This is a genomic window from Chryseobacterium pennipullorum (assembly GCF_003384725.1).
Taxonomy (GTDB): domain Bacteria; phylum Bacteroidota; class Bacteroidia; order Flavobacteriales; family Weeksellaceae; genus Chryseobacterium; species Chryseobacterium pennipullorum.
The window spans coordinates 130174-153316 of record NZ_QNVV01000004.1 but is presented as its reverse complement, the minus strand read 5'-3'; the positions used below and the strand labels follow the sequence as shown (position 1 = coordinate 153316).

General features: G+C 38.1%; 25 protein-coding genes and 1 tRNA gene. 5 read left to right on the top strand and 21 right to left on the bottom strand.

What is annotated here, in order from left to right; all coding sequences use genetic code 11:
• From nuoK to DRF67_RS07030, 13 genes are all read right to left on the bottom strand, one after another.
• Nucleotides 1–330, bottom strand: coding sequence for an NADH-quinone oxidoreductase subunit NuoK (gene nuoK / locus DRF67_RS07090; protein WP_065396642.1), 330 nt, complete (start codon nucleotides 328–330; stop codon nucleotides 1–3).
• Nucleotides 331–334: 4 nt separating this feature from the next.
• Nucleotides 335–832 (bottom strand): NADH-quinone oxidoreductase subunit J family protein, encoded by a 498-nt coding sequence (locus DRF67_RS07085; protein ID WP_115927599.1) that lies wholly within the window; start codon nucleotides 830–832, stop codon nucleotides 335–337.
• Complete coding sequence (locus DRF67_RS07080) at nucleotides 832–1389, bottom strand: NuoI/complex I 23 kDa subunit family protein (RefSeq protein WP_034693420.1); 558 nt, start codon at nucleotides 1387–1389, stop codon at nucleotides 832–834. The genes DRF67_RS07085 and DRF67_RS07080 overlap by 1 nt, the downstream gene beginning before the upstream one ends.
• Nucleotides 1390–1540: 151 nt before the next feature.
• Complete coding sequence (nuoH, locus tag DRF67_RS07075; protein ID WP_115927667.1) at nucleotides 1541–2605, bottom strand: NADH-quinone oxidoreductase subunit NuoH; 1065 nt, start codon at nucleotides 2603–2605, stop codon at nucleotides 1541–1543.
• A gap of 123 nt (nucleotides 2606–2728) precedes the next feature.
• A complete protein-coding gene (locus DRF67_RS07070; protein WP_115927598.1) occupies nucleotides 2729–3727 on the bottom strand; it encodes a 2Fe-2S iron-sulfur cluster-binding protein in 999 nt (332 codons plus the stop codon).
• 36 nt (nucleotides 3728–3763) lie between these two features.
• A complete protein-coding gene (locus tag DRF67_RS07065; protein WP_115927597.1) occupies nucleotides 3764–4639 on the bottom strand; it encodes a hypothetical protein in 876 nt (291 codons plus the stop codon).
• A 5-nt stretch (nucleotides 4640–4644) separates the two neighbouring features.
• The gene (gene nuoF, locus DRF67_RS07060) at nucleotides 4645–6003 is read right to left on the bottom strand and encodes an NADH-quinone oxidoreductase subunit NuoF (protein WP_115927596.1); all 1359 of its coding nucleotides are present in this window, start codon (nucleotides 6001–6003) and stop codon (nucleotides 4645–4647) included.
• A gap of 102 nt (nucleotides 6004–6105) precedes the next feature.
• On the bottom strand, nucleotides 6106–6615 hold the full coding sequence (locus DRF67_RS07055) for an NADH-quinone oxidoreductase subunit NuoE family protein (protein ID WP_076597192.1): 510 nt from the start codon (nucleotides 6613–6615) through the stop codon (nucleotides 6106–6108).
• 126 nt (nucleotides 6616–6741) lie between these two features.
• Nucleotides 6742–7965: an NADH dehydrogenase (quinone) subunit D gene (nuoD, locus tag DRF67_RS07050; protein ID WP_047423999.1), complete on the bottom strand. Its 1224-nt coding sequence runs from the start codon at nucleotides 7963–7965 to the stop codon at nucleotides 6742–6744.
• Between the two features lie 74 nt (nucleotides 7966–8039).
• A complete protein-coding gene (locus tag DRF67_RS07045; protein WP_115927595.1) occupies nucleotides 8040–8534 on the bottom strand; it encodes an NADH-quinone oxidoreductase subunit C in 495 nt (164 codons plus the stop codon).
• Nucleotides 8535–8542: 8 nt separating this feature from the next.
• Complete coding sequence (locus DRF67_RS07040) at nucleotides 8543–9103, bottom strand: NADH-quinone oxidoreductase subunit B (RefSeq protein WP_002983540.1); 561 nt, start codon at nucleotides 9101–9103, stop codon at nucleotides 8543–8545.
• Nucleotides 9104–9208: 105 nt separating this feature from the next.
• On the bottom strand, nucleotides 9209–9580 hold the full coding sequence (locus tag DRF67_RS07035; RefSeq protein ID WP_115927594.1) for an NADH-quinone oxidoreductase subunit A: 372 nt from the start codon (nucleotides 9578–9580) through the stop codon (nucleotides 9209–9211).
• A gap of 380 nt (nucleotides 9581–9960) precedes the next feature.
• Nucleotides 9961–11097 (bottom strand): GNAT family protein, encoded by a 1137-nt coding sequence (locus DRF67_RS07030; RefSeq protein WP_115927593.1) that lies wholly within the window; start codon nucleotides 11095–11097, stop codon nucleotides 9961–9963.
• Between the two features lie 105 nt (nucleotides 11098–11202).
• Between DRF67_RS07030 and DRF67_RS07025 the strand changes: the two genes are divergently transcribed.
• Entirely contained in the window at nucleotides 11203–11913 is a 711-nt protein-coding gene (locus DRF67_RS07025) for a zinc metallopeptidase (protein WP_115927592.1), read from the top strand.
• Here DRF67_RS07025 and DRF67_RS07020 read toward each other — a convergent pair.
• The 8 genes from DRF67_RS07020 to rbfA form a co-directional block, all read right to left on the bottom strand.
• On the bottom strand, nucleotides 11910–12515 hold the full coding sequence (locus DRF67_RS07020) for an IMPACT family protein (RefSeq protein WP_115927591.1): 606 nt from the start codon (nucleotides 12513–12515) through the stop codon (nucleotides 11910–11912). The two genes, DRF67_RS07025 and DRF67_RS07020, sit on opposite strands and share 4 nt — an antisense overlap.
• A 141-nt stretch (nucleotides 12516–12656) precedes the next feature.
• Nucleotides 12657–12830, bottom strand: coding sequence for a bacteriocin-like protein (locus tag DRF67_RS21480; RefSeq protein ID WP_165851753.1), 174 nt, complete (start codon nucleotides 12828–12830; stop codon nucleotides 12657–12659).
• A gap of 66 nt (nucleotides 12831–12896) precedes the next feature.
• On the bottom strand, nucleotides 12897–13922 hold the full coding sequence (gene ribD / locus DRF67_RS07015; protein ID WP_115927590.1) for a bifunctional diaminohydroxyphosphoribosylaminopyrimidine deaminase/5-amino-6-(5-phosphoribosylamino)uracil reductase RibD: 1026 nt from the start codon (nucleotides 13920–13922) through the stop codon (nucleotides 12897–12899).
• A 64-nt stretch (nucleotides 13923–13986) separates the two neighbouring features.
• On the bottom strand, nucleotides 13987–15786 hold the full coding sequence (locus DRF67_RS07010) for a DUF349 domain-containing protein (RefSeq protein WP_115927589.1): 1800 nt from the start codon (nucleotides 15784–15786) through the stop codon (nucleotides 13987–13989).
• A gap of 75 nt (nucleotides 15787–15861) precedes the next feature.
• On the bottom strand, nucleotides 15862–16599 hold the full coding sequence (locus DRF67_RS07005; protein WP_115927588.1) for a shikimate dehydrogenase family protein: 738 nt from the start codon (nucleotides 16597–16599) through the stop codon (nucleotides 15862–15864).
• A gap of 63 nt (nucleotides 16600–16662) precedes the next feature.
• Nucleotides 16663–18453 carry an endonuclease gene (locus DRF67_RS07000; protein WP_115927587.1) on the bottom strand — a complete coding sequence of 597 codons (1791 nt, stop codon included), beginning with the start codon at nucleotides 18451–18453 and terminating at the stop codon, nucleotides 16663–16665.
• A gap of 80 nt (nucleotides 18454–18533) precedes the next feature.
• Entirely contained in the window at nucleotides 18534–19739 is a 1206-nt protein-coding gene (locus DRF67_RS06995) for an ABC transporter permease (protein ID WP_115927586.1), read from the bottom strand.
• A gap of 3 nt (nucleotides 19740–19742) precedes the next feature.
• Complete coding sequence (gene rbfA, locus DRF67_RS06990; protein WP_115927585.1) at nucleotides 19743–20102, bottom strand: 30S ribosome-binding factor RbfA; 360 nt, start codon at nucleotides 20100–20102, stop codon at nucleotides 19743–19745.
• A gap of 92 nt (nucleotides 20103–20194) precedes the next feature.
• On the opposite strand from rbfA, the gene mce reads away from it, so the two are divergent.
• The 4 genes from mce (at nucleotide 20195) to DRF67_RS06970 (ending at nucleotide 23132) form a co-directional block, all read left to right on the top strand.
• On the top strand, nucleotides 20195–20593 hold the full coding sequence (mce, locus tag DRF67_RS06985) for a methylmalonyl-CoA epimerase (protein WP_115927584.1): 399 nt from the start codon (nucleotides 20195–20197) through the stop codon (nucleotides 20591–20593).
• 62 nt (nucleotides 20594–20655) lie between these two features.
• Nucleotides 20656–20729: transfer RNA gene (locus DRF67_RS06980), tRNA-Ile, on the top strand.
• 188 nt (nucleotides 20730–20917) lie between these two features.
• Nucleotides 20918–22117: a site-specific integrase gene (locus DRF67_RS06975; protein ID WP_115927583.1), complete on the top strand. Its 1200-nt coding sequence runs from the start codon at nucleotides 20918–20920 to the stop codon at nucleotides 22115–22117.
• Nucleotides 22118–22172: 55 nt separating this feature from the next.
• Nucleotides 22173–23132 (top strand): DEAD/DEAH box helicase family protein, encoded by a 960-nt coding sequence (locus DRF67_RS06970; RefSeq protein ID WP_115927582.1) that lies wholly within the window; start codon nucleotides 22173–22175, stop codon nucleotides 23130–23132.
• Nucleotides 23133–23143 lie beyond the last annotated feature (11 nt).

The window sequence follows — 23143 nt, the reverse complement described above, 5'->3', positions numbered from 1 at the left end:
TTATCCTCTTAATTTATTAAATATACTCACATCTACAGAACGGGTATTTCTATACAGCATCGCAATAATTGCCAGACCTACTGCTACTTCAGCAGCAGCCACCACCATAATGAAGAACACTAAAAGCTGTCCGTCTCCGTTGCCTTTGTATGCTGAAAAAGCAGCCAATAAAAGGTTTACAGAATTAAGCATAAGCTCTACACAGCCAAGAATCACAATAGCATTTTTTCTAAGCAATACGCCCATCACTCCCAGGCAGAATAATACTGAACAAAGGATGATGAAGTAGTCCAAAGGGATGCTTTGTATAAATGTATTTACTTCTCCCATAATTTTATAAATCTTTTTTACCGATTAATACCGCGCCTACAATACCTGCTAAAATCAGGATAGAAGCAAGCTCAAACGGTAAAACATATTCATTAAACAAAAGTCTACCAAGATTTTTGGTAAGACCTACTCCGCGGTCTACATTCTCAACAACAATGTGGTTGTCTCTTACCCCTCTGAATACTCCCAGTATTCCTACCAGGAGAAGACCTGCCGTAAAAACTCCAACAAACTTTAAAGTATTGTTCTTTTTACTTTCGTCTCCTTTATTAAGGTTAAGCATCATCAGGATGTAAAGGAAGAGTACCATAATGGCACCGGCGTAAACGATAATCTGGATAATGGCGAGGAACTGCGCATTCAGAAGAATGTACATCCCGGCAATTGAAAACATCGTAACGATTAATGACAAAATAGCATATAAAGGATTTCTCGCAAATACAAAGTAAACAGCACTTGCCACCGCTAAAAAAGCCACCAAGAAAAATAAAAACTGATCCATTATTTTACCGCATTTTTTTGTTTCTCGGATTGTCTTGTTGTGATATCAATCCTTTCATTTATTTTTTCAACCAATTTATCTTTTCCGTAAATAAAAGAACCTCTGTTGGTTTCTACATCCACCAATCTGTCGGTAAGATAGATGGCAGATTTAGGACAGGCTTCTTCACACATTCCACAGAAAATACATCTCAGCATATTGATTTCATAGACTGAAGCATACTTTTCCTCGCGGTAAAGACCTCTTTCCTCTTTGGTTCTTTCCGCAGCCGTCATGGTAATGGCTTCTGCCGGACAAGCTACCGCACAAAGTCCACAAGCTGTACATCTTTCTCTGCCTTCCTCGTCTCTTTTCAAAACGTGCTGACCTCTCCAGATAGTCGTTCTTGGTTTCTGTACTTCCGGATATGAATATACTGCGGGAGCACCTTTTATCACGGTTCTTACAGCATGCTTAAATGTAATCCCCATCCCTGTAAAAATAGCAGGAAGGTAGATTTTTTCAGCAAGGGTCATTTCTTTATTGGAAACAACTTTTGATCTGTTTGTAAGTTTCATTTAATTATAGATATTAGATGTTAGACACTAGATTTTAGACTAATCCTGTCTGTTATCTTAATTATTTAATATTGATGATTGAATATGACACGCTAAAGATAAAGCTTTGATTTCATTATCAAATTTTCAAATCAGCTCATTTTCAAATTTCTTAGTTTCCAAACGCTAAAATTACAGCTCCTGTAATCAATAGGTTGACCAATGCCATGGGGATTAAAGTTTTCCATCCTAAGTGCATCAGCTGATCATATCTGAATCTCGGAAGCGTCCATCTGATCCACATGAAGATCAGAATTCCGATGACTGTTTTTGCCAGGAATGCTACAATACTCAGGATTCCTGCTGTATTTTCACCCCAGTTCTGAGTAACCCATTCAATACCGGGATAGTTATACCCTCCGAAGAATAGAACCACCATGAAAGCATTAGAGATAAACATGTTCACGTATTCCCCGAACATATATAAACCTAACTTCATAGAAGAGTATTCTGTAGAATATCCTGTCACCAATTCTGATTCACATTCAGGTAAATCAAACGGGTGTCTGTTGGTTTCTGCTAAGGCTGCTACAAAAAATACCAGGAAGGCGATCGGTTGATAAAAAATATTCCAGTTCATCCCTGAAACCCAAGGAATAATTCCCCAAAGTTTACCGTGAGTCTGGCTTTCTGTAATTTCCTTTAAATCTAAACTTCCTGCCATCATAATGATAGAAAGCAAAGCTAATCCCATTGCCAATTCATAAGAAATCATCTGCGAAGATGCGCGGATTGCTCCTAATAATGAATATTTGTTGTTGGAAGCCCAACCACCGATCATAATTCCGTACACTCCGATAGAAGCCATTCCGATAATGAAAAGTACTCCAACATCAATGTTAGCTACCTGAAGGTCATAAGAAATACCTGCAATATTCAAACTTTTACCCCAAGGAATAACTGCCCCGGTGATCAATGATATAAACATTACTAAGGCCGGTCCCAATACGAAAAGGAATTTTTCAGCATTGGCAGGCGTAAAGTCTTCCTTGAAGAAGAATTTACCACCGTCAGCCAGAGGCTGCAGCAATCCGAAAGGTCCAGCTCTGTTGGGACCAATTCTATCCTGCATGATAGAGGCTACTTTTCTTTCTGCCCAGGTAGAGTAGGCTGCAATCGTCAGCGACAGCAGGAAAAGCGCTAGTACAAGTATAAGTTTAAATGTAAGTAAATCCATTTTATTGTTATAGATGTTAGAAGTTATGAAGATGGAAGCTGGAAGATGGAAGATGGAAGTTATAATAGTCACATCACCAAAGTCTCTCATTTTCAAATTAACTCATTATCAAATTTTCAAATTTTATTTTTCGTCTTTTTCACTGATTTCCTTAGCACCAGGATTATCAATCATGATCAATTCGTCTTGTGGCTTCTGGTAATGATTAAGTGAAATTACAGAATGTCTGTCGATATGTCTAGGGCCTTCGATATTCCAGTCTGTCAGTGCTTTTCTTTCAAAACGACAGGTATCGCAGATAAATTCTTCAACTTCACCCCATTGGTCTTTTCTTGCCGTTACTCTTACGATTTCATCACCTTTCATCCAAACGACTGCTTTTCCAGAGCACTTATCACACTTACAAGAAGCATTCATTGGTTTCGTGAACCATACTCTGCTGGCAAAACGGGCTGTTCTGTCCGTTAATGCTCCTACAGGACAAACGTCGATTACGTTTCCGATGAAGTCGTTATCCAGGGCTTTATTCAGGTAGGTTGAAATTTCTGCATGATCACCTCTGAAAAGAATACCATGTTCTCTGGTGTCGGTAAGCTGGTTGGCTGTCAGTACACATCTTGCACAAAGAATACAACGGTTCATATTCAGTTTGATGTTCGGTCCAAGATCATCAGCTTCGTAGGTATTTCTCTCGAATTCTGTTCTTGTACTTTCAACTCCATGTTCGTAACCAAGATCCTGAAGGTGGCATTCTCCTGCCTGGTCACAGATAGGGCAGTCCAGCGGGTGGTTGACCAATAAGAACTCGGTTACCGCTTTTCTTCCTTCCTGAGCTTTCTCAGACGTAAGGTTTTTCACTTCCATACCGTCCATTACATTGGTTCTGCAGCTTGCTACCAATTTAGGCATAGGGCGTGGATCTGCTTCTGATCCTTTAGAAACTTCCACAAGGCAAGTTCTGCATCTTCCTCCACTGGTTTCCAATTTGCTGTAGTAGCACATTGCAGGAGGTACAGATTTTCCACCGATTTGTCTGGCTGCTTCCAAAATAGAAGTACCAGGCAGAACTTCAGTCGTCTGTCCGTCTATAGTTATTTTGAATTTTTTAACCTCTTCGCTCATATTCTATGCTTTTTCGCTTATGCTGTAAGCGATATTTTAATTATACTTTTTTGTATTGAATGTATATCCAATTCCTGCTAATACTTGTCCAAAAACAAAGTCCTGGCTTGCTTTATCAGGTTTGTTATTTAATGTGGTTTTAATATCCCACATATTGATATAACCGGCTTTTCCTTCCACTCTCAGCATCCAGTTTTTCCAGAAAACGAGGTTCAGGCTGGATCTTACATCGGTTCCCATTCCTGCAACATGAAAACGGTCACTTCTTTCATTTCCAAAAAGCTTTACATTACTTTTTGGGAACATAAACCCGATTCCGGCTCCATAAGACCATACCAGATCTATATTTTTCTTGTGAATCAGGTTTTTATATTTCTCAAGACCTAAATTCTCATAATTTAAACCATCTGTATGCTCGAAAGTAAGGAATTGCTCATCTGCCAGATTCACCTGTCCGTTTTCTACTCTGTTCGCAAACTGAGGGTCTGAAATATGACCTTTAAAATTAACAGTCTGGTTCTGATCCATCACATATTTCATATGGTCTATCCCGAGTACCAGCGCTAAATTATCCTTAATAAAATAACCCAGTCTGAAGTTATATTGCGTTACCGTAAACCAGCTTGGATCAAAATATACAATTCCAAATTTTGTAGGCCTGTCCTGTGCTGATACATTATTCAGCTGAAAATTATAACCGTCTCCACTGAAATGGATGTCAGAATTACTGTAAGCAGCTCTGTTCCAACCGTAAAATACGAAGATCTGACCCTTTTTGCTTAATGGTGCAGGCTTCTGCTTTCGAACAGGAGCGGTAGAACCATCAAAATCTTTTACTACTAATGTATCTTTAGCCTTTTGGGCAAACACAAAATTCGACATCATTAAGCCGACAACCAATAATCTTTTCATTTCACCTACGCATTCTTTTCTACAGCCGGAATAGGATCCGCATAATGTGCCAATCCATAATTTTGTGTCTGAGACAACTCAGGGTTTTTCACATGCCACTCAAATTCGTCTCTGAAGTGACGGATAGCTGCTGCAACCGGCCATGCTGCGGCATCTCCCAATGGGCAAATGGTGTTTCCTTCAATTTTTCTCTGGATGTCCCAAAGAAGATCGATATCTTCCATTTTTCCTTCTCCTTTCTCAATTTTCTTTAAAATCTTATACATCCATCCTGTACCTTCACGGCATGGTGTACATTGTCCACAACTTTCGTGATTGTAGAATCTAGCTAAAGTCATGGTGTGATCTACGATACACTGGTCTTCATCCAAAACGATGAAACCTCCGGATCCCATCATGGTTCCGGTAGCAAAACCACCGTCTGCCAATGATTCGTAGTTCATATATCTTGGCTCCCCGTTCACGGTTCTCAGCAATAAGTTAGCCGGAACAATCGGAACAGAGCTTCCTCCCGGAATACAAGCCTTTAGTCTTTTTCCGTCTTTAATACCCCCGCAATATTCATCAGAATAGATGAATTCTTCTACCGTGATGGTCATGTCGATTTCGTATACCCCCGGTTTGTTGATGTTTCCACAAGCAGAAATCAATTTCGTTCCTGTGGATCTTCCAACTCCAATTTTGGCATACTCAGCGCCAGTAATATCAATAATAGGAACAATGGCTGCAATAGACTCCACGTTGTTTACTACCGTTGGTCTTTCCCAAAGTCCTTTTACAGCCGGGAATGGTGGTTTTAGCCTTGGGTTACCTCTTTTTCCTTCAAGAGATTCAAGCAATGCCGTTTCTTCACCACAGATGTATGCTCCACCTCCTCTTTGAACATAAATTTCACAATCGAAACCTGTTCCTAAAATATTTTTACCTAAAAATCCTGCTGCTTTAGCTTCTTCAATAGCTTCTTCTAAAATATCAGGGATCCATGAATACTCTCCACGGATGTAGATATACGAAACATTGGAACCTAAACAGTACGATGAAATCAACATCCCTTCGATCAACAGGTGAGGAAGGAATTCCATCAAATACCTGTCTTTAAATGTTCCAGGCTCAGATTCATCCGCATTAACCACCAGGTGTCTTGGAACACCTTCAGGTTTTGCCAGAAAGCTCCATTTCATTCCTGTAGGGAATCCAGCTCCACCACGTCCTCTTAGTCCTGAAACTTTTACTTCTTCAAGAATTTCGTCAGGAGTCATCTTCAAGGCTTTCTCTGCTGCGGTGTAACCTCCCTGCTTACGGTAGGTTTCAAAGTAGCGGATACCTTCTATATGTGCGTCTTTAAGTAAAAGTTTTTTACTCATTGTTATTTGCTTATTGCAATTGGCTTTTGGCTTCTTGCATTCATTATGATTAAACGTTAAGTGAATAATTTAAAATCTACCCTGTAGAATTTAAAATTTCTATTAGTCTAAAGCAACTTGTCCCTGTCTGCAAAGATCAAGGATTTCATCTACTTTTTCTATCGTTAAATTTTCGTGAAAAAACTTTCCAAGCTGCATCATCGGTGCATATCCGCACGCTCCAAGACATTCAGCCGGCTTCAGGGTAAACATCCCGTCTTCAGTAGTTTCCCCATCTTTAATGTTCAGCTTGGTTCTGATATGGTTAAGGATCTTTTCACTTCCGCAAACCATGCAAGGCCCGGTTCTGCAAACTTCCAAAACATATTTACCCACCGGTTTCATATTGAACATGGTATAAAAAGTAGCCACTTCATATACTTCAATGGGTTGGATACTTAATAGTCCGGCAACATAATCCATCACCGGAACATCTAACCATCCTCCGAATTCTTTCTGTGCCAGGTGAAGTACAGGAAGAAGAGCAGATTTCTGTCTTCCTTCAGGATATCTTGCGATAATTTTATGTACCTGTGCTAAACTTTCCGGTTTAAAAGCTATTGTTTCGCTCATTTTTTTATATAGATTAAAGAACAAAGAACCTAGAGAAAGGACTTTTTGATTCGTGATCTAAATTCAATTGTATTTAATTTGAAGAAAGTCTTTATTCTTTCTTCTTTTATCTTTTTGTCTGTTATATTATGCGTCTAATTCTCCCGCAATAATATTCATACTACACATCGTGACAATAGCATCTGAAATTACAGAACCTGTAATCATTTCAGGATATGCCTGATAGTAGATGAAACATGGTCTTCTGAAGTGAAGCCTGTAAGGGCTTCTTCCCCCATCACTCACAAGATAGAAACCTAATTCCCCATTTCCACCTTCTACTGCATGGTATACTTCTCCTTTCGGCACATCGGTTTCTCCCATTACAATTTTGAAATGGTAGATCAATGCTTCCATTTTCTGATATACATCTGCCTTTTCGGGAAGATAGAAATCAGGAACATCCGCATGGAACGGTCCTTCCGGAAGATTTTCGTATGCTTGTTTGATAATTTTTATAGATTCCCAGATTTCCTGTTGACGAACCATGAAACGGTCGTAAGTATCTCCTGATGTTCCTACCGGAATAATGAAATCGAAATCTTCGTAGGAAGAATAAGGCTGTGCAACCCTTACATCGTAATCTACACCTGCTGCACGTAAGTTTGGACCTGTGAAACCGTAGCTCAATGCTCTTTCGGCAGAAATGGCTCCTGTACCGATGGTTCTGTCCATGAAAATTCTGTTTCTTTCTAACAGCGTACAGAATTCTTTGAATCTTGGTGGGAACGTTTTTAAGAAGTCTTGTAATAACTCATGGAACTTAGGAGTGAAATCTCTTTCGAATCCTCCGATTCTTCCCATGTTGGTGGTCATCCTTGCTCCACAAATCTGCTCGTACATATCATAAATACGTTCTCTCTCGATGAACATATATGTAAGACCCGTGATCGCTCCCGAGTCCATTCCCGTTACCCCGTTACAGATCAGGTGGTCACCAATTCTGGCAAGTTCCATAAGAATCACACGCATATAGTCTACACGCTTTGGAACTTTTACACCAATCAGTTTTTCTACTGTCATGTGCCAACCTAAGTTGTTGATGGGTGCAGAACAGTAATTCATACGGTCAGTAAGGGTAGTGATCTGAGAATAGTTTCTTCTTTCAGAAATTTTTTCAAATGCCCTGTGGATATAGCCTACCGTTTGCTCTGCGTGAAGGATTCTTTCTCCGTCCATCGTTAAGATATTCTGGAAGATCCCGTGAGTAGCAGGGTGGGTAGGTCCCAAATTGAGGGTATACAATTGTCCGTCAATCTGCTCCTTACTTTCGTACTGGTTTAATATATTAGATAATGAGTTATCTTTCATAATTTAAATGCTTTAGGCTATAGGCTCTAGGCTTTAAGCTTATTGCTTGCTGCTTACTGCTTATTGCATTATTTTTATCTTCCGAACATATTATCGTCCTTATCGGTTCTGGTACCATCTTCAAGGCGATATTCTTTCAACATTGGGTGATATCCCAGATCTTCCATATTCAGGATAGGGCGGAGATCAGGATGTCCTTTAAATTTGATTCCGTAGAAATCATACGTTTCCCTTTCCATCCAGTTGGCACCGGCATAAAGATCGGTTAGGGAATCTACTTCAATGTTTTCTCTGGACATGAAAATTTTCAGACGCAATCTGAAATTGGTCATCATATTTTGCAGGTGATACACCACGCCTATTTCTTTGTCCGGAAATTCAGGATAATGAATTCCACAGATATCAGTTAGGAATTTGATTTCCAGTGATGAGTCTTTAAGATAGTGGACGATCTTTTTGATATCCTCTTTCTTTACTTCAATGGTCAGCATCCCATAAGGCTCCGAACTTGAAATAACGGATTCCGGAAATTCTCTCGTGATTGCTTCTAATACAAATTCGTTTGTCATTTCCGTTGTTAGTTGCTTATGTTGTAAGAATCTAATAATTTCTGATATTCAGGCATGTCTCTTCTTCTTATGCTTTCGCTTTCAGCCAGAGCCTGTACCTGCATCACCCCTTCAATGATCTGTTCTGGTCTTGGAGGGCATCCAGGAACGTAAACGTCTACCGGAATAATTTTATCAATTCCCTGAAGCACAGAATACGTATCAAAAATACCACCGCTGGAAGCACAAGCTCCAACTGCCACCACCCATTTCGGCTCAGCCATCTGAGTGTACACTTCTTTTAGGACAGGTCCTAATTTCTTTGATATAGTTCCGCAAACCATCAGCATATCTGCCTGTCTTGGAGAGAAAGAGTTTCTTTCCATACCAAATCTTGAAGCATCATAGGTTGGGTTCAGGGTAGCCATAAACTCGATACCGCAACAAGAGGTAGCAAAAGGCAGCGGCCAAAGTGAAAACTTTCTGGCCATACCGATTACACTGCTCAGTTTTGTTGCGAAAAACCCTTCTCCTTCATAGCCTTCGGGAGCAGGTGCATCTGTTCTTATTACTGGTTTTTTATCTGACATCTTGTAGATGATTTTAGATTTTAAATTTTAGATTCTAAATTAATTCCTCCGGATTTAATTCAAAATCACCATCTAAAATTTTTAATTTAAAATTTATAATTCTCTCTATTTATCCCAATCCAACGCGCCACGTTTCCATACATAGAAAAATGCCATGAAGAAAATCGCTACAAACGTAAGCACTGCCAGGAATCCTTCCATTCCGAATTCTCTGAAGTTTACTGCATAAGGATAAAAGAATACGATTTCAATATCGAATAGTACAAACAATACCGCAGTCAGGAAGTACTTGATGGAAAACGGCGTTCTCGCGTTTCCTTCACTAGGAACTCCACATTCCCAGCTTTGGTTTTTAACAGAATTTCCTTTTTTCTGTTTTGGCCCTAAGAAATGTGCGCCAAGCAAAGAAACAGCCACAAACGCCACTGCCACACCTGCCTGGATAAGGATTGGAATATAACTTTCAGGTAAATTCATTTTTGCATTATTATCTCAATTTGCAAATTTAGCGAATAAACAAGAAAGCATGAAATTTATCAGCTTAAAAGTAGGATCAAAATAGGGAAAACTGATAATTTAGAATCAATAAAAATAACAGTTATTTCTTCATTTTTTTGAGCAGAGAGTATGCCATGAAGGAGATATAGCCAAAAAGAACACTGGCAAAAGTGATATTAATTACCGTATTGGTTTTGTCATCAGCGACCTGAAAAAAGAAATTATAAATGATAAACCCAGCGATTAAAATAGCAAAAATAATAAGTTGTGGTTTCATAGCGCAAATATAGAGAATTTAAGGCGGTAATGATAACGGGTGGTGAGAAATGGACACAAGCCATTACCCACCCCGTTCCGGTTTATTGTACATCGTTGAGCGTCAATGAGAACGTTTTTCTTCTTTTGTGGTTAACAGGATTGTAATCTTGCCAAAGAAGTTGCACGCTTTTATTCTCTTCCAGTTCAGGATTGGTTTCTGCAAAATTAATTCCCATACTTGTAAACCGTACAAAAATTTCTTTGAAGATAATGGCTGTGACACCACGTCTCTGATATTCCGGGTGAATTCCGATCAGGTAAAAATTAGCGCGGTCATTCTTCTTGCTGGCCTGTAAAAAATGCCACCATCCGAAAGGAAATAATTTTCCCCCTGACTTCTGCAGGGCTTTTGAATAAGAAGGCATCGTGATGGCAAAAGAAACCAATTGTTTATTTTCATCTACTACGCAGATTACATAATTTTTATCGATCAGAGGAAAGTATTTTTCTTTATAGGTTTTGATCTGTTCCTCTGAAATCGGAGTATAGGTGGAAAGGTGTTTATAGGTTTCATCCAGCAGCTTGAACATCGGTTCTACATACGGTAAAATCTCCTCTTTGGATTTGAATTTAAGAATACTGAGTTTATACTTCTGTGCAATTAATCCACTGAATTTTTCTACTTTTTCAGGAAGTACTTTTGGGAAATTCATTTCATATTCTACCCACTCTTTTTCTTTTACCAGTCCCAGATTTTCAAGATGTTTTGGATAGTAGGCATGATTGTAAATTCCGATCATCGTTGCCAGTTTGTCAAATCCCATGGTCAGCATACCTGCTTTGTCAAGATTGGTAAATCCCATTGGACCTTCAATCTTGTTGATTTTATGTTCTCTGGCATAATCAATGGCAGTTTGAAGCAAAGCTTTAGACACTTCAGTGTCGTCGATAAAATCTATCCACCCAAAACGTACCTTTTTTATACCTAATTCTTTCTCTTCCTTATGGTTGATAATAACTGCTATTCTTCCAATTACCTTTTGATCTCGCAGGGCCAGAAATTGTTTGGATTCCGAATAATCTAAGGCCGGATTTTCTTTTGCATCCCAGATTTTCATTTCATCTTTAATAAAGGATGGAACATAGTATGGATTATTTTTGTATAAATCCATAGGAAATCTTACGAATTGCTTGAGCTGATCCGCTGTTTTTACTTCAATAATTGAAACTGTAGACATGTTTTTGAGGCGTAATTTGATGACAAATATAAATAATAAAATCTTATACTTTGGCACAGTTTTTATATGATTATGGGTAAAAATTAAACACAAAATCTATATAAAATGACGGGTTATTATATCATTATTGGTATTTCTATGCTGGTGAGCTGGTGGGTATCATCCAGATTGAAATCGAAATTTGAATATTATTCCAATGTACATCTCCGGAACGGACTTTCGGGGAAAGAGGTAGCAGAAAAAATGTTGAGAGATAATGGGATCAATGATGTTCAGGTAATATCAGTTCCCGGACAGTTGACGGACCACTATAATCCGGCAGATAAAACAGTAAACCTTTCAGAAGGAGTATATATGCAGAGAAATGCAGCCGCAGCAGCGGTCGCAGCACACGAATGCGGACACGCTGTACAGCATGCCGTAGGATATTCAATGTTGAATTTACGTTCAAAACTGGTTCCTATCGTTAATATAAGTTCCACCCTGATGCAATTTGTGCTTATTGCAGGTATTGCAATCATGGCAGCATCAAGAACGATTGAGAATCCTAACGGAAATACAACGGTTCTGGCAATTGGAGTAGCATTATTCGCGGTCACCACTCTCTTTGCTTTTGTAACACTTCCAGTGGAATATGATGCAAGTAACAGAGCGATGAAATGGCTTAAAGATACGGGGACGGTAACGGCCGAAGAGTTTGTAGGCGTACAGGACAGTCTGAAGTGGGCAGCAAGAACGTATGTAGTAGCAGCGTTAGGCTCATTAGCACAGCTTCTTTACTGGGGATCTTTGCTTCTCGGTGGAAGAAGGGATTAATCATTAAATTCAAATGAAACATATTGCATCTCAGATAATTTTTCTGAGATGTTTTCTTTTTGTGCCAGTTTGAGGGATGCGGTAAGAATGCAGTTTTCATTGGCATCAAAATTCTGAACCTTCGCATCAAATCTTGAAAGCAGTGTGAAGATCGTATTCTGTTGATTGAAATTGAAGCGGATTTCAATTTCTGTTTCCAATTCTCTTGTTATGATATTAGCTTCTTCTAATGTCAGTTTTGCAGATTCTTTGTATGCTTTTACCAGACCGGATACGCCAAGCTTTGTTCCGCCGTAATATCGTACTGAAATCACCAGAACGTTGGTGATCTCATGGGCTAATAGCTGATTGTAGATGGGTAATCCTGCACTTCCGGAGGGTTCGCCATCGTCATTGGCCCTGTAGTTTTCACCGTTCAGACCCATTCTGAAAGCATAACAGTGGTGCGTCGCTTTGGGATGTTCTTCCCGGACTTTTTCCAGCGCATTTTTCAGCTCCCTTTCATTGGTGACAGGATAGGCAAATCCTATAAATTTGCTTCCTTTTTCTTTCAATAAGGTATTTTCTATGGGTTTTTCTATGGTTTTGTATTCAAACGTCATCTGTTTCCGGCTTTGTCACTGCAAAAATATCAAATGCTATATTAATATGCACCATTTTCATAAAATAAGCCGTCAAATTCTGACGGCTTATTCTTTTTATTTCACAAAAGCTTCGCAAGCTTATTTCATTGTTGATCAGTCTTATTCACAAAAATCAAGCGGAAGAAGACACATATAACTGGTTGGTCCGCAGAAATCTACAGGGCATGCATTTCTGCAGCGTGTAGGCTGTCCGTTGGGAAGTGTACAGTCTACGAAAGCTCCTCCCTGGATTGCTTTCATACCGATTCTGGATACTTTTTTCAAATTTTTCATGGTAATATTTTTTTTGTTTGACTAATATATAAAATATTATTTCATTTGAAGGAGATAAACAGTGTTTTATTTTAACTTAAAAAAGGAAATGGTATTATCCCTGTAGATTTTGGTTTCATAAGCCATATGGTCAAATTCCGGGGCTTTTGTGCCTGCTTCCAGATGTAGCCCTTCGTTCTTAATGACGATGGCCTCATCCCAAAGGCCGGCATCGATGAACTGCTGTAGCGTAAAACGTCCCCCCTCAATAATGACCGATTGTATCTGTTCTTTATACAATACACTCATTAAATCTGAAAGAAAATTCTCTTTTTCTATTTTGATGAACTGAATATGTTCGTGTGTTTCGTCTTTAACAGAATTAAAAACTACTGTTCTGGCTTCATGGTCATAAATTCTAAAGTTTTCAGGAACTTTTAAATCGAAATCAATTAAGATCCTCACGGGATTTACACCGTCTACATTTCTTACGGTCAGACTGGGGTTGTCATTCAGCGCTGTTTGCGTTCCGACTAGAATGGCATGCTCCTCCGCCCTCAAGTGATGTACAAACTGATTGACCAGTGCATTTGAAACAGCTGTAGGTTTAAAATCCTTATCCAGGAAACCGTCACCGGATTCGGCCCATTTTAAGATAATATAAGGTCTTTTCTTTTCATGGTAGGTGAAGAATCTTTTATTCAGTTCAATACATTCTGTTTCAAGAACCCCTGAAACGACTTCAATTCCTGCATCCTGAATTATTTTTTTTCCTTTTCCGTTTACCTTGTCATGAGAATCCATCGCCCCGATAACTACCTTTTTAAAGCCCAGTTCTTTAATTTTTAAAGCACATGGAGGGGTTTTCCCATAGTGAGCACAGGGCTCCAGGGAAACATAGATCGTAGATTCCGGTATAAGTTTTTTATTCTCAACGGAATTTATGGCATTGATCTCTGCATGACTTTCTCCTGCCTTATGGTGGTATCCTTCACCAATAATTTTCCCGTTGTGAACGATCACACTTCCAACCATGGGATTGGGGTAGGTTCTACCGAGTGCTTTCTGAGCCAGTTCGATACATCTTTTTATATAGAATTCGTCGTTATTCATTGTCTAAAAAAAGAAAAAGCGAAGACAAATTGCTTTGCTCCGCCTTTATTTATTTTGTTATCATTTAATCTCCGGTGATGATATTGTGGAGATTCTGCTTTAATGTTTCCAGATGAGCTTTCTTTTCATCAATGGTATTATAGGTATCCTTTAACAGAGGATTCTCCCGTGATGGTTTGTTGAAGAAAGACAGGTTGTTTTCCAATTTTACAATTTCAGCTTCAAGGTCAGAAATTTGATTTTTAATCTTTCTTGCTTTGTCAGTAAGCTGGTTTTCAGACAAGCCTTCTTCTTTCAGTTCAAGCTCATTGATCTTGTTGATTTTCAATTTCTCTCTTAAAGTCTTGTTGAATTCAGAATTGATTGAAATCTTGTCTCTCGGAACTTTTCCGATATTGTTCCATGAGGTTTTAATCTGCTCTATTTTTTCAATGCTGCCTTCTTCATCGGTCACTGTTTTAAGCTCATCAAGAAGTATTTTTTTGTTCTTGTAGTTCTCTTTCCAGTTATCGGTAGACGTATTGCTTTTTTCTCTGTAATTGTTGAAGAAAGCGTTACAGGCGTCGCGGAACTCGTCCCAGATTTTATTGGTCATGCTTTTGGGAACATGTCCTATTTTCTTCCAGTCTTCCTGCAGTTTTTTGAATAGCGGAACAGCGATATCCCATTCTTCATTGTTCATATTGTCCTTTGCCGTCTCGATCAGCTTTAGCTTTTCTTCCAGGTTAGTCTGTTGGGAACCTTTTAACGATTTATAATAATTATTCTTGGTCGTGTTGAAACCTCTGAGGGTGGTTTTGAAATCATTCCAGTTTTGGTTGGATAGTTTTCTCGGAACACTTCCAGTCTTTAGAAACTCGGTACGAAGATCTTCTACCTTTCGGATGGCATTTTGCCAATAGGTATGATTCGGCGTTTCAGAAGGTTCGGAAAGTTTTTTGATGTCAGCAATAATCTGATTTTTCTTCTCAAAATTCACATTCTGCTCTTTCTCAATAGATGCTGAAAGTTCAGATTTTCTCTCGTGAATTTTATTGGAAATCTCTTTAAACTCTTCCCATGTTTTTTCACGGAACTCTTCAGCTACCGGTTCAGCTTCCTCCTTCCAAAGCTTATGAAGATACTGCAGCTCGTTTAAGGCTTTCTGAATCACCGGCTCATTTTCAAGTTCTTTGGCACGAGCGATAATATGTTCTCTTTTTTCGAGATTATGGCTGTATTCCTGCTCCAGAAATTCCTTATTCAGATCCAGCATCTGATAAAACTGATTCAGGTGATGAAAATAATTGTTGTTAAGAATTTTAAATTCCGATTTGGCAACCTGTCCTGCTTTTGACCAGTCTTCTTTGATCTCACGGATGGATTTGAAAAGATTGATTCCCGGCTCGGAACTCGTGTATAGGTTTTTAAGTCTCTCGATGATGCTTTGACGGTGATCAAGATTTTTCTTTTGCTCTTCTTCCTGTCCTTTTTGAAAATCATCGTGCTTTTCTCTGAAAATATTCACTAAGGCAGAAAATCTGGCCTGGGAAGGATGCTCGTAACTGAATGTTTCAGGAGCATTTCCTGCATCAGTGTATTCATGCTTCTTATCTTCCACTTCATCATGAATGTAATGACTTGCTTTATCTTTCAGTTGGCTGAACTTTTTAAAATTCTCGCCGGCATTGGGAGTGTTGATGATTTTTTCCATTTCTTTCAGGGCATCCGCAAGGGAAATTTCGACTTCATCATGTTCTTCCACATGGTCAGCTTCCTCTTCATGCTGAGTCATATCAGGGGAAGTGGGATTTTCTGAGGTCTCCTGAGATACTTCGTTAGGATTCTTTTCTTCGTTTTCAGAAAGATTGTTTTCTGTAGTCATAGCAAATCTTTTATGTGAGTGGCGTTAATATCCTTTTAAATATAGCTGTAAGGCCAATTAAAGCACTAATTTATGTTATTTTTTTTGAAAATTCCAAATTTCCCATGCTTTTTCTGCTTGCTGTTCAAGCATATAATAGCCGTTCACTGTTTTTGCTCCTTTTTCAGAGGCATTGATGATAAACTGGGTGTAATTTGGATTGTAGATAAGGTCTATGACCAAATGTTCTGAAGAAAGTCCCTCAAATGGGAATTCCAGACAATCTTTAACATTCGGGAACGTTCCTACCGGGGTACACTGAATGATGATTTTATGATCCTGAACGGTTTCCTTATCCAGGTTCTCAAAATTGATTTCGGTACTTCTTGAAATCGTTTTCGAGGGGATATTGTGTTTGTCCAATACATATTTAACCGCTTTTGCTGCCCCTCCATTTCCCAGAATCAGCGCTTTATCCTGCATCGGCTTCCGGTGGAGAAGAAGGGTTTTTTCAAATCCGAATGCATCCGTATTGTATCCGGTTTTTTTCCCGTTTTTAATCAGTACACAGTTGACGGCACCTATTTTTTCAGCTTCATCGCTCAATTCATCAAGATACTCCATGATTCTTTCCTTGTAAGGGATCGTAACATTGAAGCCTAAAAGTTCCGGAGAAGAAAAAAGGTTTTCCACTTCATTGATTTCATTCAGATCAAAAATTTCATAGGAAAAGTTCTGAAGCATAAGCTTTTGAAACTTATTTTCGAAGAATTTTTTAGAAAAAGAATAGGAAATATTCCTTCCTATCAGTCCTAATTTTTTGTTGGAATCCATATGATCAAAAGTAAAAAAAAGACCGGAAAAATCCGGCCTTTGATTTGAATTATTTTTTAATAATTATTCTATGATAAATTTTGTAGAGAAATGTTCTGTTTTAAGCAGGTACGTTCCTTTTGTCAACCCTTTAAGGCTGATCCTGTTAGAATGTCTGAAAGGTTGAACAATACTTTCAATCAGTTTTCCTGAAAGGTCATAGATCTCAGCTTTTGAGATTTTGCCAAGATTTTCTCCTTTTACGAAAAGTTCATTGTTTCTCACCGGGTTAGGGTAGATGGTGAAACCAGACTGTTCTTTTGCGGTGTCAACAGTTCCCAGTGTGCCGTCATAACAAGTCCAGCTAAGATCATCCAGTGCAACTCTGTTGGTCGTTGATGAATTGGTAAGTTTAATGACAATATTTCCACTTACATTAATGTTACTGATGGTTGTTGTCTGTGCTGTTGAGCTGTATGGGATGGTTCCAACATTCACATTATTGATCAGTACATTGAAGCTGCCATTACTGCCACTGAACTTCAACTGAGTGGTTAATGTCAGGTTCTGAATTCCTCCTGAAATGGTTGAACTGGTTAGAGTTCCATTTTTGATGGTAATCGCCTTATTATTAATAGTCTGGTCTACTCTCGAATCTGTGGCAGTCCATGTGATGGAGTTATTGGTCCATTCAGCAGTAAGATAGGTATTGACTGGTCCGGAGATCAGTTCGAAGTTTTCAGTTCCACAGCTTCCTCCCACTGGCCCGTCAAGGGTAGTTTCGCTTGCGGTGCTGCTTTGTGGAGAAGAGTTTCCTGCCGCATCTTTGGCTACAACATAGAAAGTGTATGCTGTAAGAGGCGATAGTCCCGTTACCACAGTAGAAGTGGTGGTTCCGCTTACTGTAGCTTTTAATGTATTGTTAGCGTAGATCTGATAAGAGGTTACCCCAATGTTATCTGTTGATGCGGTCCAGCTTACTGCAATTGAATTAGAGGTAGGGTTGTTGGCTATCAGGTTGGTAGGCATTGTAGGGACTTCCGTATCCGGAGTCTGTGCCGTCCATACCTGATTTACATATTCCGGATGGTCGATGTATGGATTTCTGTTTCCCTGAAATGCATAGGTTGCATTATTTCTTCTGATTTCCGCTGCTGATACAGGGTCTTGCGTATGCCAAAGCAGAAGCTGGTTCAACTCCCAGTCCTGCAGACCCGGATACGTGTTTTTTGCAATCATATTACCGGTGGAGAATCCCGGAAGCTGACTTTCATATCTTGTGACAAAATAAAAAATCATTCTGGCTACATCTCCTTTGAACTCGTCAATAGGTTCAAATACAGTCCCGGAAAATCCAGGAGATGCGGAAATCCCTCGTTTGGATCCGTTTTGAGAGGTAAAGTTCGGGATGTCGACTTCACCAAAAGGCAGATCGCCTCTTTCCCCATTTACTTTTGCATCAGTTGCCCTTACAAAATGAGCATCTGATCTCATTGGAAGTCCCTGACTGAATAAGCTTTGAGGTACAATATGTTCTCTGTTGTAGCAATAGCCCTCCGGACCATTGGTCCCTGTGCATTGTGCCGATCCGTACGTGAAATTATAGAAATCTGGCCCTACAGGGGTTTCAGAATAAATATCCAGAATGGTACCATCGTTATCGTAATCATAATCACGGTCGGTGGTTTGGTAAGCTGTCCACAGGTCACTATAAGTAATGTTGGTCGCATGACCAGTGGTAATAATATCTTTAAGAGCGGTTTTAAGCGGGGCTCCGTTCAGACCCGTTGCGGCATTATAATATCCAGCCGGAATTTGTGCCCATGCACTGAGGAAGGCAAAGGTGAATAAAAAAAAGGATAGAGTTCGTTTCATTTCTTTAAAATTGGGGCGTAAAGGTACAAAAAAATGAAAACGGGCTATATTAATTTAATATAACATGCTCCCTCAAAAGCTTAGTTTTTTGTAAGGTATTCCTTACTGATTTTTGAGAAAAACCAGGATATGGTGATTCCGAACACGGACGCGGTAAGGGCAACGATCAGGTAGTTTTTACCCACGATCTTTACCGGGAAAGGAAGCACTTCGTTGGCTCTGAAAAATTCTGTATAGAGCTGGAAATAGCAGAGCGCTGTTCCAAAGATCAGTCCTGTGATGACTCCCGAAATGACAATAAGCATTCCCGTATAGAAATACGTGCGTCTAAGGTGGCTTAGCGGAAAGCCTAATGAAATAAGGGATTTTGCCTGTTCTTTTTTGTCAAGCTGCAGGATGATAATCGCTCCCGCAAGATTAAATGTGGTAATAAAGATAACCAGGGCAAAAATAAGGTAGATAAAAAGTTTTTCTGTATTGATCATTTTCCAGAAAGCGGCATTTTCCTCTTCCTTGGTTTTGATCTCAATATTTTTTCCGATAGAAGATAGCAGGTTTTGCTTGACAGCATCTGCATTTTCCGGATTTTTAAGTTTTATAACGATCTGATAAGCTGACTTTTTCGGCAGACTCAGCAGTTCTTCGGTAAGCTCAATAGGAGAGATGATATAACTGTCGAGCTGGTCTTTCCCCGGGAATACTCCTGTCACCAGGATATCCCGTTTGTTGTAGATGTCTTCTTCTTTATTGATGATTCCCGTACCCGGCTTAGGCATAAAGATCGTTGCATAATGATTGGAGGAATCCACAGGAATGGAAAGCCTGTTATCCAGACTGTTTTCCATCAGTACTTCATTGGAATATCTGAAACTTGGATAGGTTCCGTAGAATACATCTTTATTGATCGGGTTTACCTTGGTATAAGCGGAATCTACACCCCTTAAATAGGCAATATCACCTTTTCCGTTGAAACTGATGTATACTTTTTCCTCAATCATGCGGGAAAAGCTGGAAACTTCTTTGTTGGCTGCCAAAATTTTGTTGACATTGCCCAGATTTTTAATGGTTTTTCCGGAAGTGCTTTTGATGGTAAGATCAGCATGAAGGTTGGAGATAAGATCCTTATTCAGATCTTCAAGTCCTGAAAAAACAGATATAATAACGAACATTGCAGCCACAGCAACCGTCATGGCTCCTACAGCCAGCCACGTAATAAACGTAACGGCAGTACTGCCTTTCTTAGCCAAAAGGTATCTGGATGCTATGTAAAATGCAATATTCTTCAAGATCTATAAAACAGGATTGTCGCCTTCGCCTCTTAATTCTCTTTCCAGTCTTTCAACATCATCAAGAGCTGTATCCAGATAAAAGTTGAGCTGTGGAATGATTCGTACCTGTTTTGCCATTTTCTGACCGATGAAGTTTCTGTACTGAGTTTTGTTTTCTTCAATCTCCTTCATCACTGCGGAACGGAATTCCTGAGGAAAAATACTTAAATAAATTTTAGCAATTCCTAAGTCTGCCGTTACCTTTACATCCGAAACGGATACCAATATGCTCTGTTTGCTCTCTGCAGCTTGTTTGCGGAAAAGTTCTGCGAAGTCTTCCTGAATGATCTGTGCTACTTTTCTTTGTCTGTTACTTTCCATAATTTCTGCAAATTTACTACTTTTGTTTGAATTGATACTTTGAAAATAAGCTGCAGTATCAAATTTAAGATTTAATTATAGTATTCGTATCTATGAAATTAGAACATATCGGTATTGCCGTAAAGTCTTTGGGAGTCTCTGATGAGCTTTTTGCAAAATTATTAGGAAAAGAATCCTACAAACAGGAAACTGTGGAAAGGGAAGGAGTCGTCACTTCTTTCTATGAAACAGGTGAAAGTAAAATTGAGCTGCTGGAAGCCAGTAACCAAGAAAGTCCTATCTCAAAATTTATCGATAAAAAGGGAGAAGGCATCCATCACCTGGCATTTGGCGTTGAAAATATCCTTGAAGAGGTAAAAAGATTAAAAAAAGAAGGGTTTCAATTTATCTCCGAAGAACCCAAAGAAGGTGCTGATAACAAATTAGTTGTATTCCTTCATCCGAAATCCACCAACGGCGTGCTGGTAGAACTTTGCCAAGAAAAGCCATAAAAAATTTTGTAGTGAAAGAAATTTTACTATTTTTGCAAACACAAAATTTAACCAAGTTTTGAGGTCCTATAGCTCAGTTGGTTAGAGCACCTGACTCATAATCAGGTGGTCCCTGGTTCGAGCCCAGGTGGGACCACTAATTAAGAGCCCAAACAAAACGTCAAGTTTGTTGGGCTTTTTTTATGCCTTAAAATCAAGGTTTTATATTCTTCTTTTTTCTAGAACACTCTCATTATCTTTTAGATCTACACTAAAAAAGATCCCCAAAAGGAACCCCATTCTGAGAAATTGGAACCCCATTATAACCCTCATTAATACTAGAAAATGACAATTAAAATATTATTTGTATTAGATAAATCAAAATCTAATAGTAAAGGTCTAGCTCCCTTAAAGTGTAGGATTACTTACATGGGAGAAAGAAAACCTTTTGCTACAGGGATATTTATTAATCCTCAAAGGTGGGATAATAAACAACAGAAAGCTAAACCACCAAATTCTGAGAATGAAACTATCAATACCCAATTGAGCCTGATTAAGAATAAAATTAATCAGGCTTTTTTGTTTTTACAGGTAAACGAAGAAGAGTTTGATGTGGAAGATATTTTCTTGCAGTATAAAGGAAATCCTCCTAAAAAGAACAAAACTATATTACAGCTTTTTCAAGAACATAATGATAGAATTGAAAAGCTGATAGATAAGGAGTATTCTATAGCAACTTTATGGAAGTTTAAACAGGCAAAAGAACTATTAAAGGACTTTATTAAGTATTCTTTTAATAAGGGAGATTATCATTTCAAAGATTTGGACTTAAAGTTTATTCAAGATTATGAATTCTTCCTGAAGGCAGAGAAATCCTTAGCCCTTGCAACTACTAATAAGATGATACAAAGGTTCAGGAAGATAGTTAAGCTTGCTATATCCCAAGATATTATACAAAAAGAACCATTTACAAGCTACAAAGTAAAGCATATCAAAAAAGAAATTACTTATTTGACTAGGGAAGAGCTAGCTAAAATAGAAGAGTATCAATTTAAAGCAGAGAGATTACAAATAGTAGCAGATATGTTTGTTTTCTGCTGTTATACAGGTTTAGCATATAATGAAATGGTAAACCTTGAGAAATCTCATATTATAATTGGCTTTGATGGTAATGAATGGATTAATATGATTAGAGGAAAAACTCAGCATTTATTATCAATACCACTCCTTGCTAAGGCTAAGAAGATAATTGAAAAATATGATTATGTTGATGAAAAGAGAGTTTTACCTAAGTTTAGTAATCAAAAGTTTAATGCTTATTTAAAAGAAATAGCTGATATAGTTGGATTAGATAAAAGACTTACTCATCATTTAGCTAGGAGAACCTTTGCAACAACTATATTATTGTACAATGATGTGCCTATGGAAGTTGTAAGTGAGCTTTTGGGGCATTCTAAAATCACTATTACTCAAGAGCACTATGCAAAAGTTGTTAAGAGTAAGGTTGGTGAGCAGATGAATAGGTTAAATTCTAAACTAAAATAATAATGGATTAACTGCTTTGTGGTATTTTTACAAGGCAGTTAATTTTTTATTAAGCATGAATTTACCTAATAACCATTTTAAGGATTTTCCTATTGAATTTAAGAAAGTCAAGAAAACAAGTGTAAGTAGAATTAATGAGGGAATATCTAATCCTAATGGATTTACAGTAGCTAAACAAATTAAAGAACCTTCTAATAGGTATATTAATGAAGATCTTCAACCAACAATCATTCTAGAAGAAAAGAATACTATTGTAATAAATGCTCCTGTTGGAAATGGAAAATCTTATGCCATTATTCAAACCATAAGAAGATTCTATGATTCAAAAGATCAGGATTATCTTATTATTGTTGCTACCCCATTTGTGAGTTTGGTTGAACAATATGTAAATGAAATTCATACTAAAGGAGGAGTCCCTGTAGATCAAATCTACAATTATAATAATATTGGCAGAACTGATAAGCCATATATTGGAAAGAAAGTCCAGGTTGTTACAGCAAATACCCTTTTAGGGAACCCTGGTGAAGATAGTTATAAAAACTCTGATAAAAAAAGAAAATACTTAAATGAACTCATTGAAGACTGTGAAAAGAACAACAAAAAAGTAGTCTTTATATATGATGAAGTACATGACACTATTCCTAACTTTAAGGAAGAATTTTTGTTTAATCTTTGGAAGTGGAAAAATGTAATTCATAAGAATTTTATCATTAGTGCTACTTTTACTGAAGCTTCATTTGTAGTTATTGAGTATCTAGCAGAACTTACAGATAAAAAAATTGATATTATTGAGTTTCCCAGAATCAGAAATAAAGAAAATCAGAGTGATTTATTCCTTTACTACAGTTCCTCATACAAGTTTAAAAACACAACTCCTGAAATTGTTAATGTAATTGAAGACTTGTTAAAGAGAAATAAAAACATAGATGTTCTTTGTTACTCCAGATCTCTAGCTAAATCTATAATATCAGATAAAAACATTGGAAAAAAGCTAAAACAAAGTTTGGCAAGATAAATGACTGTACC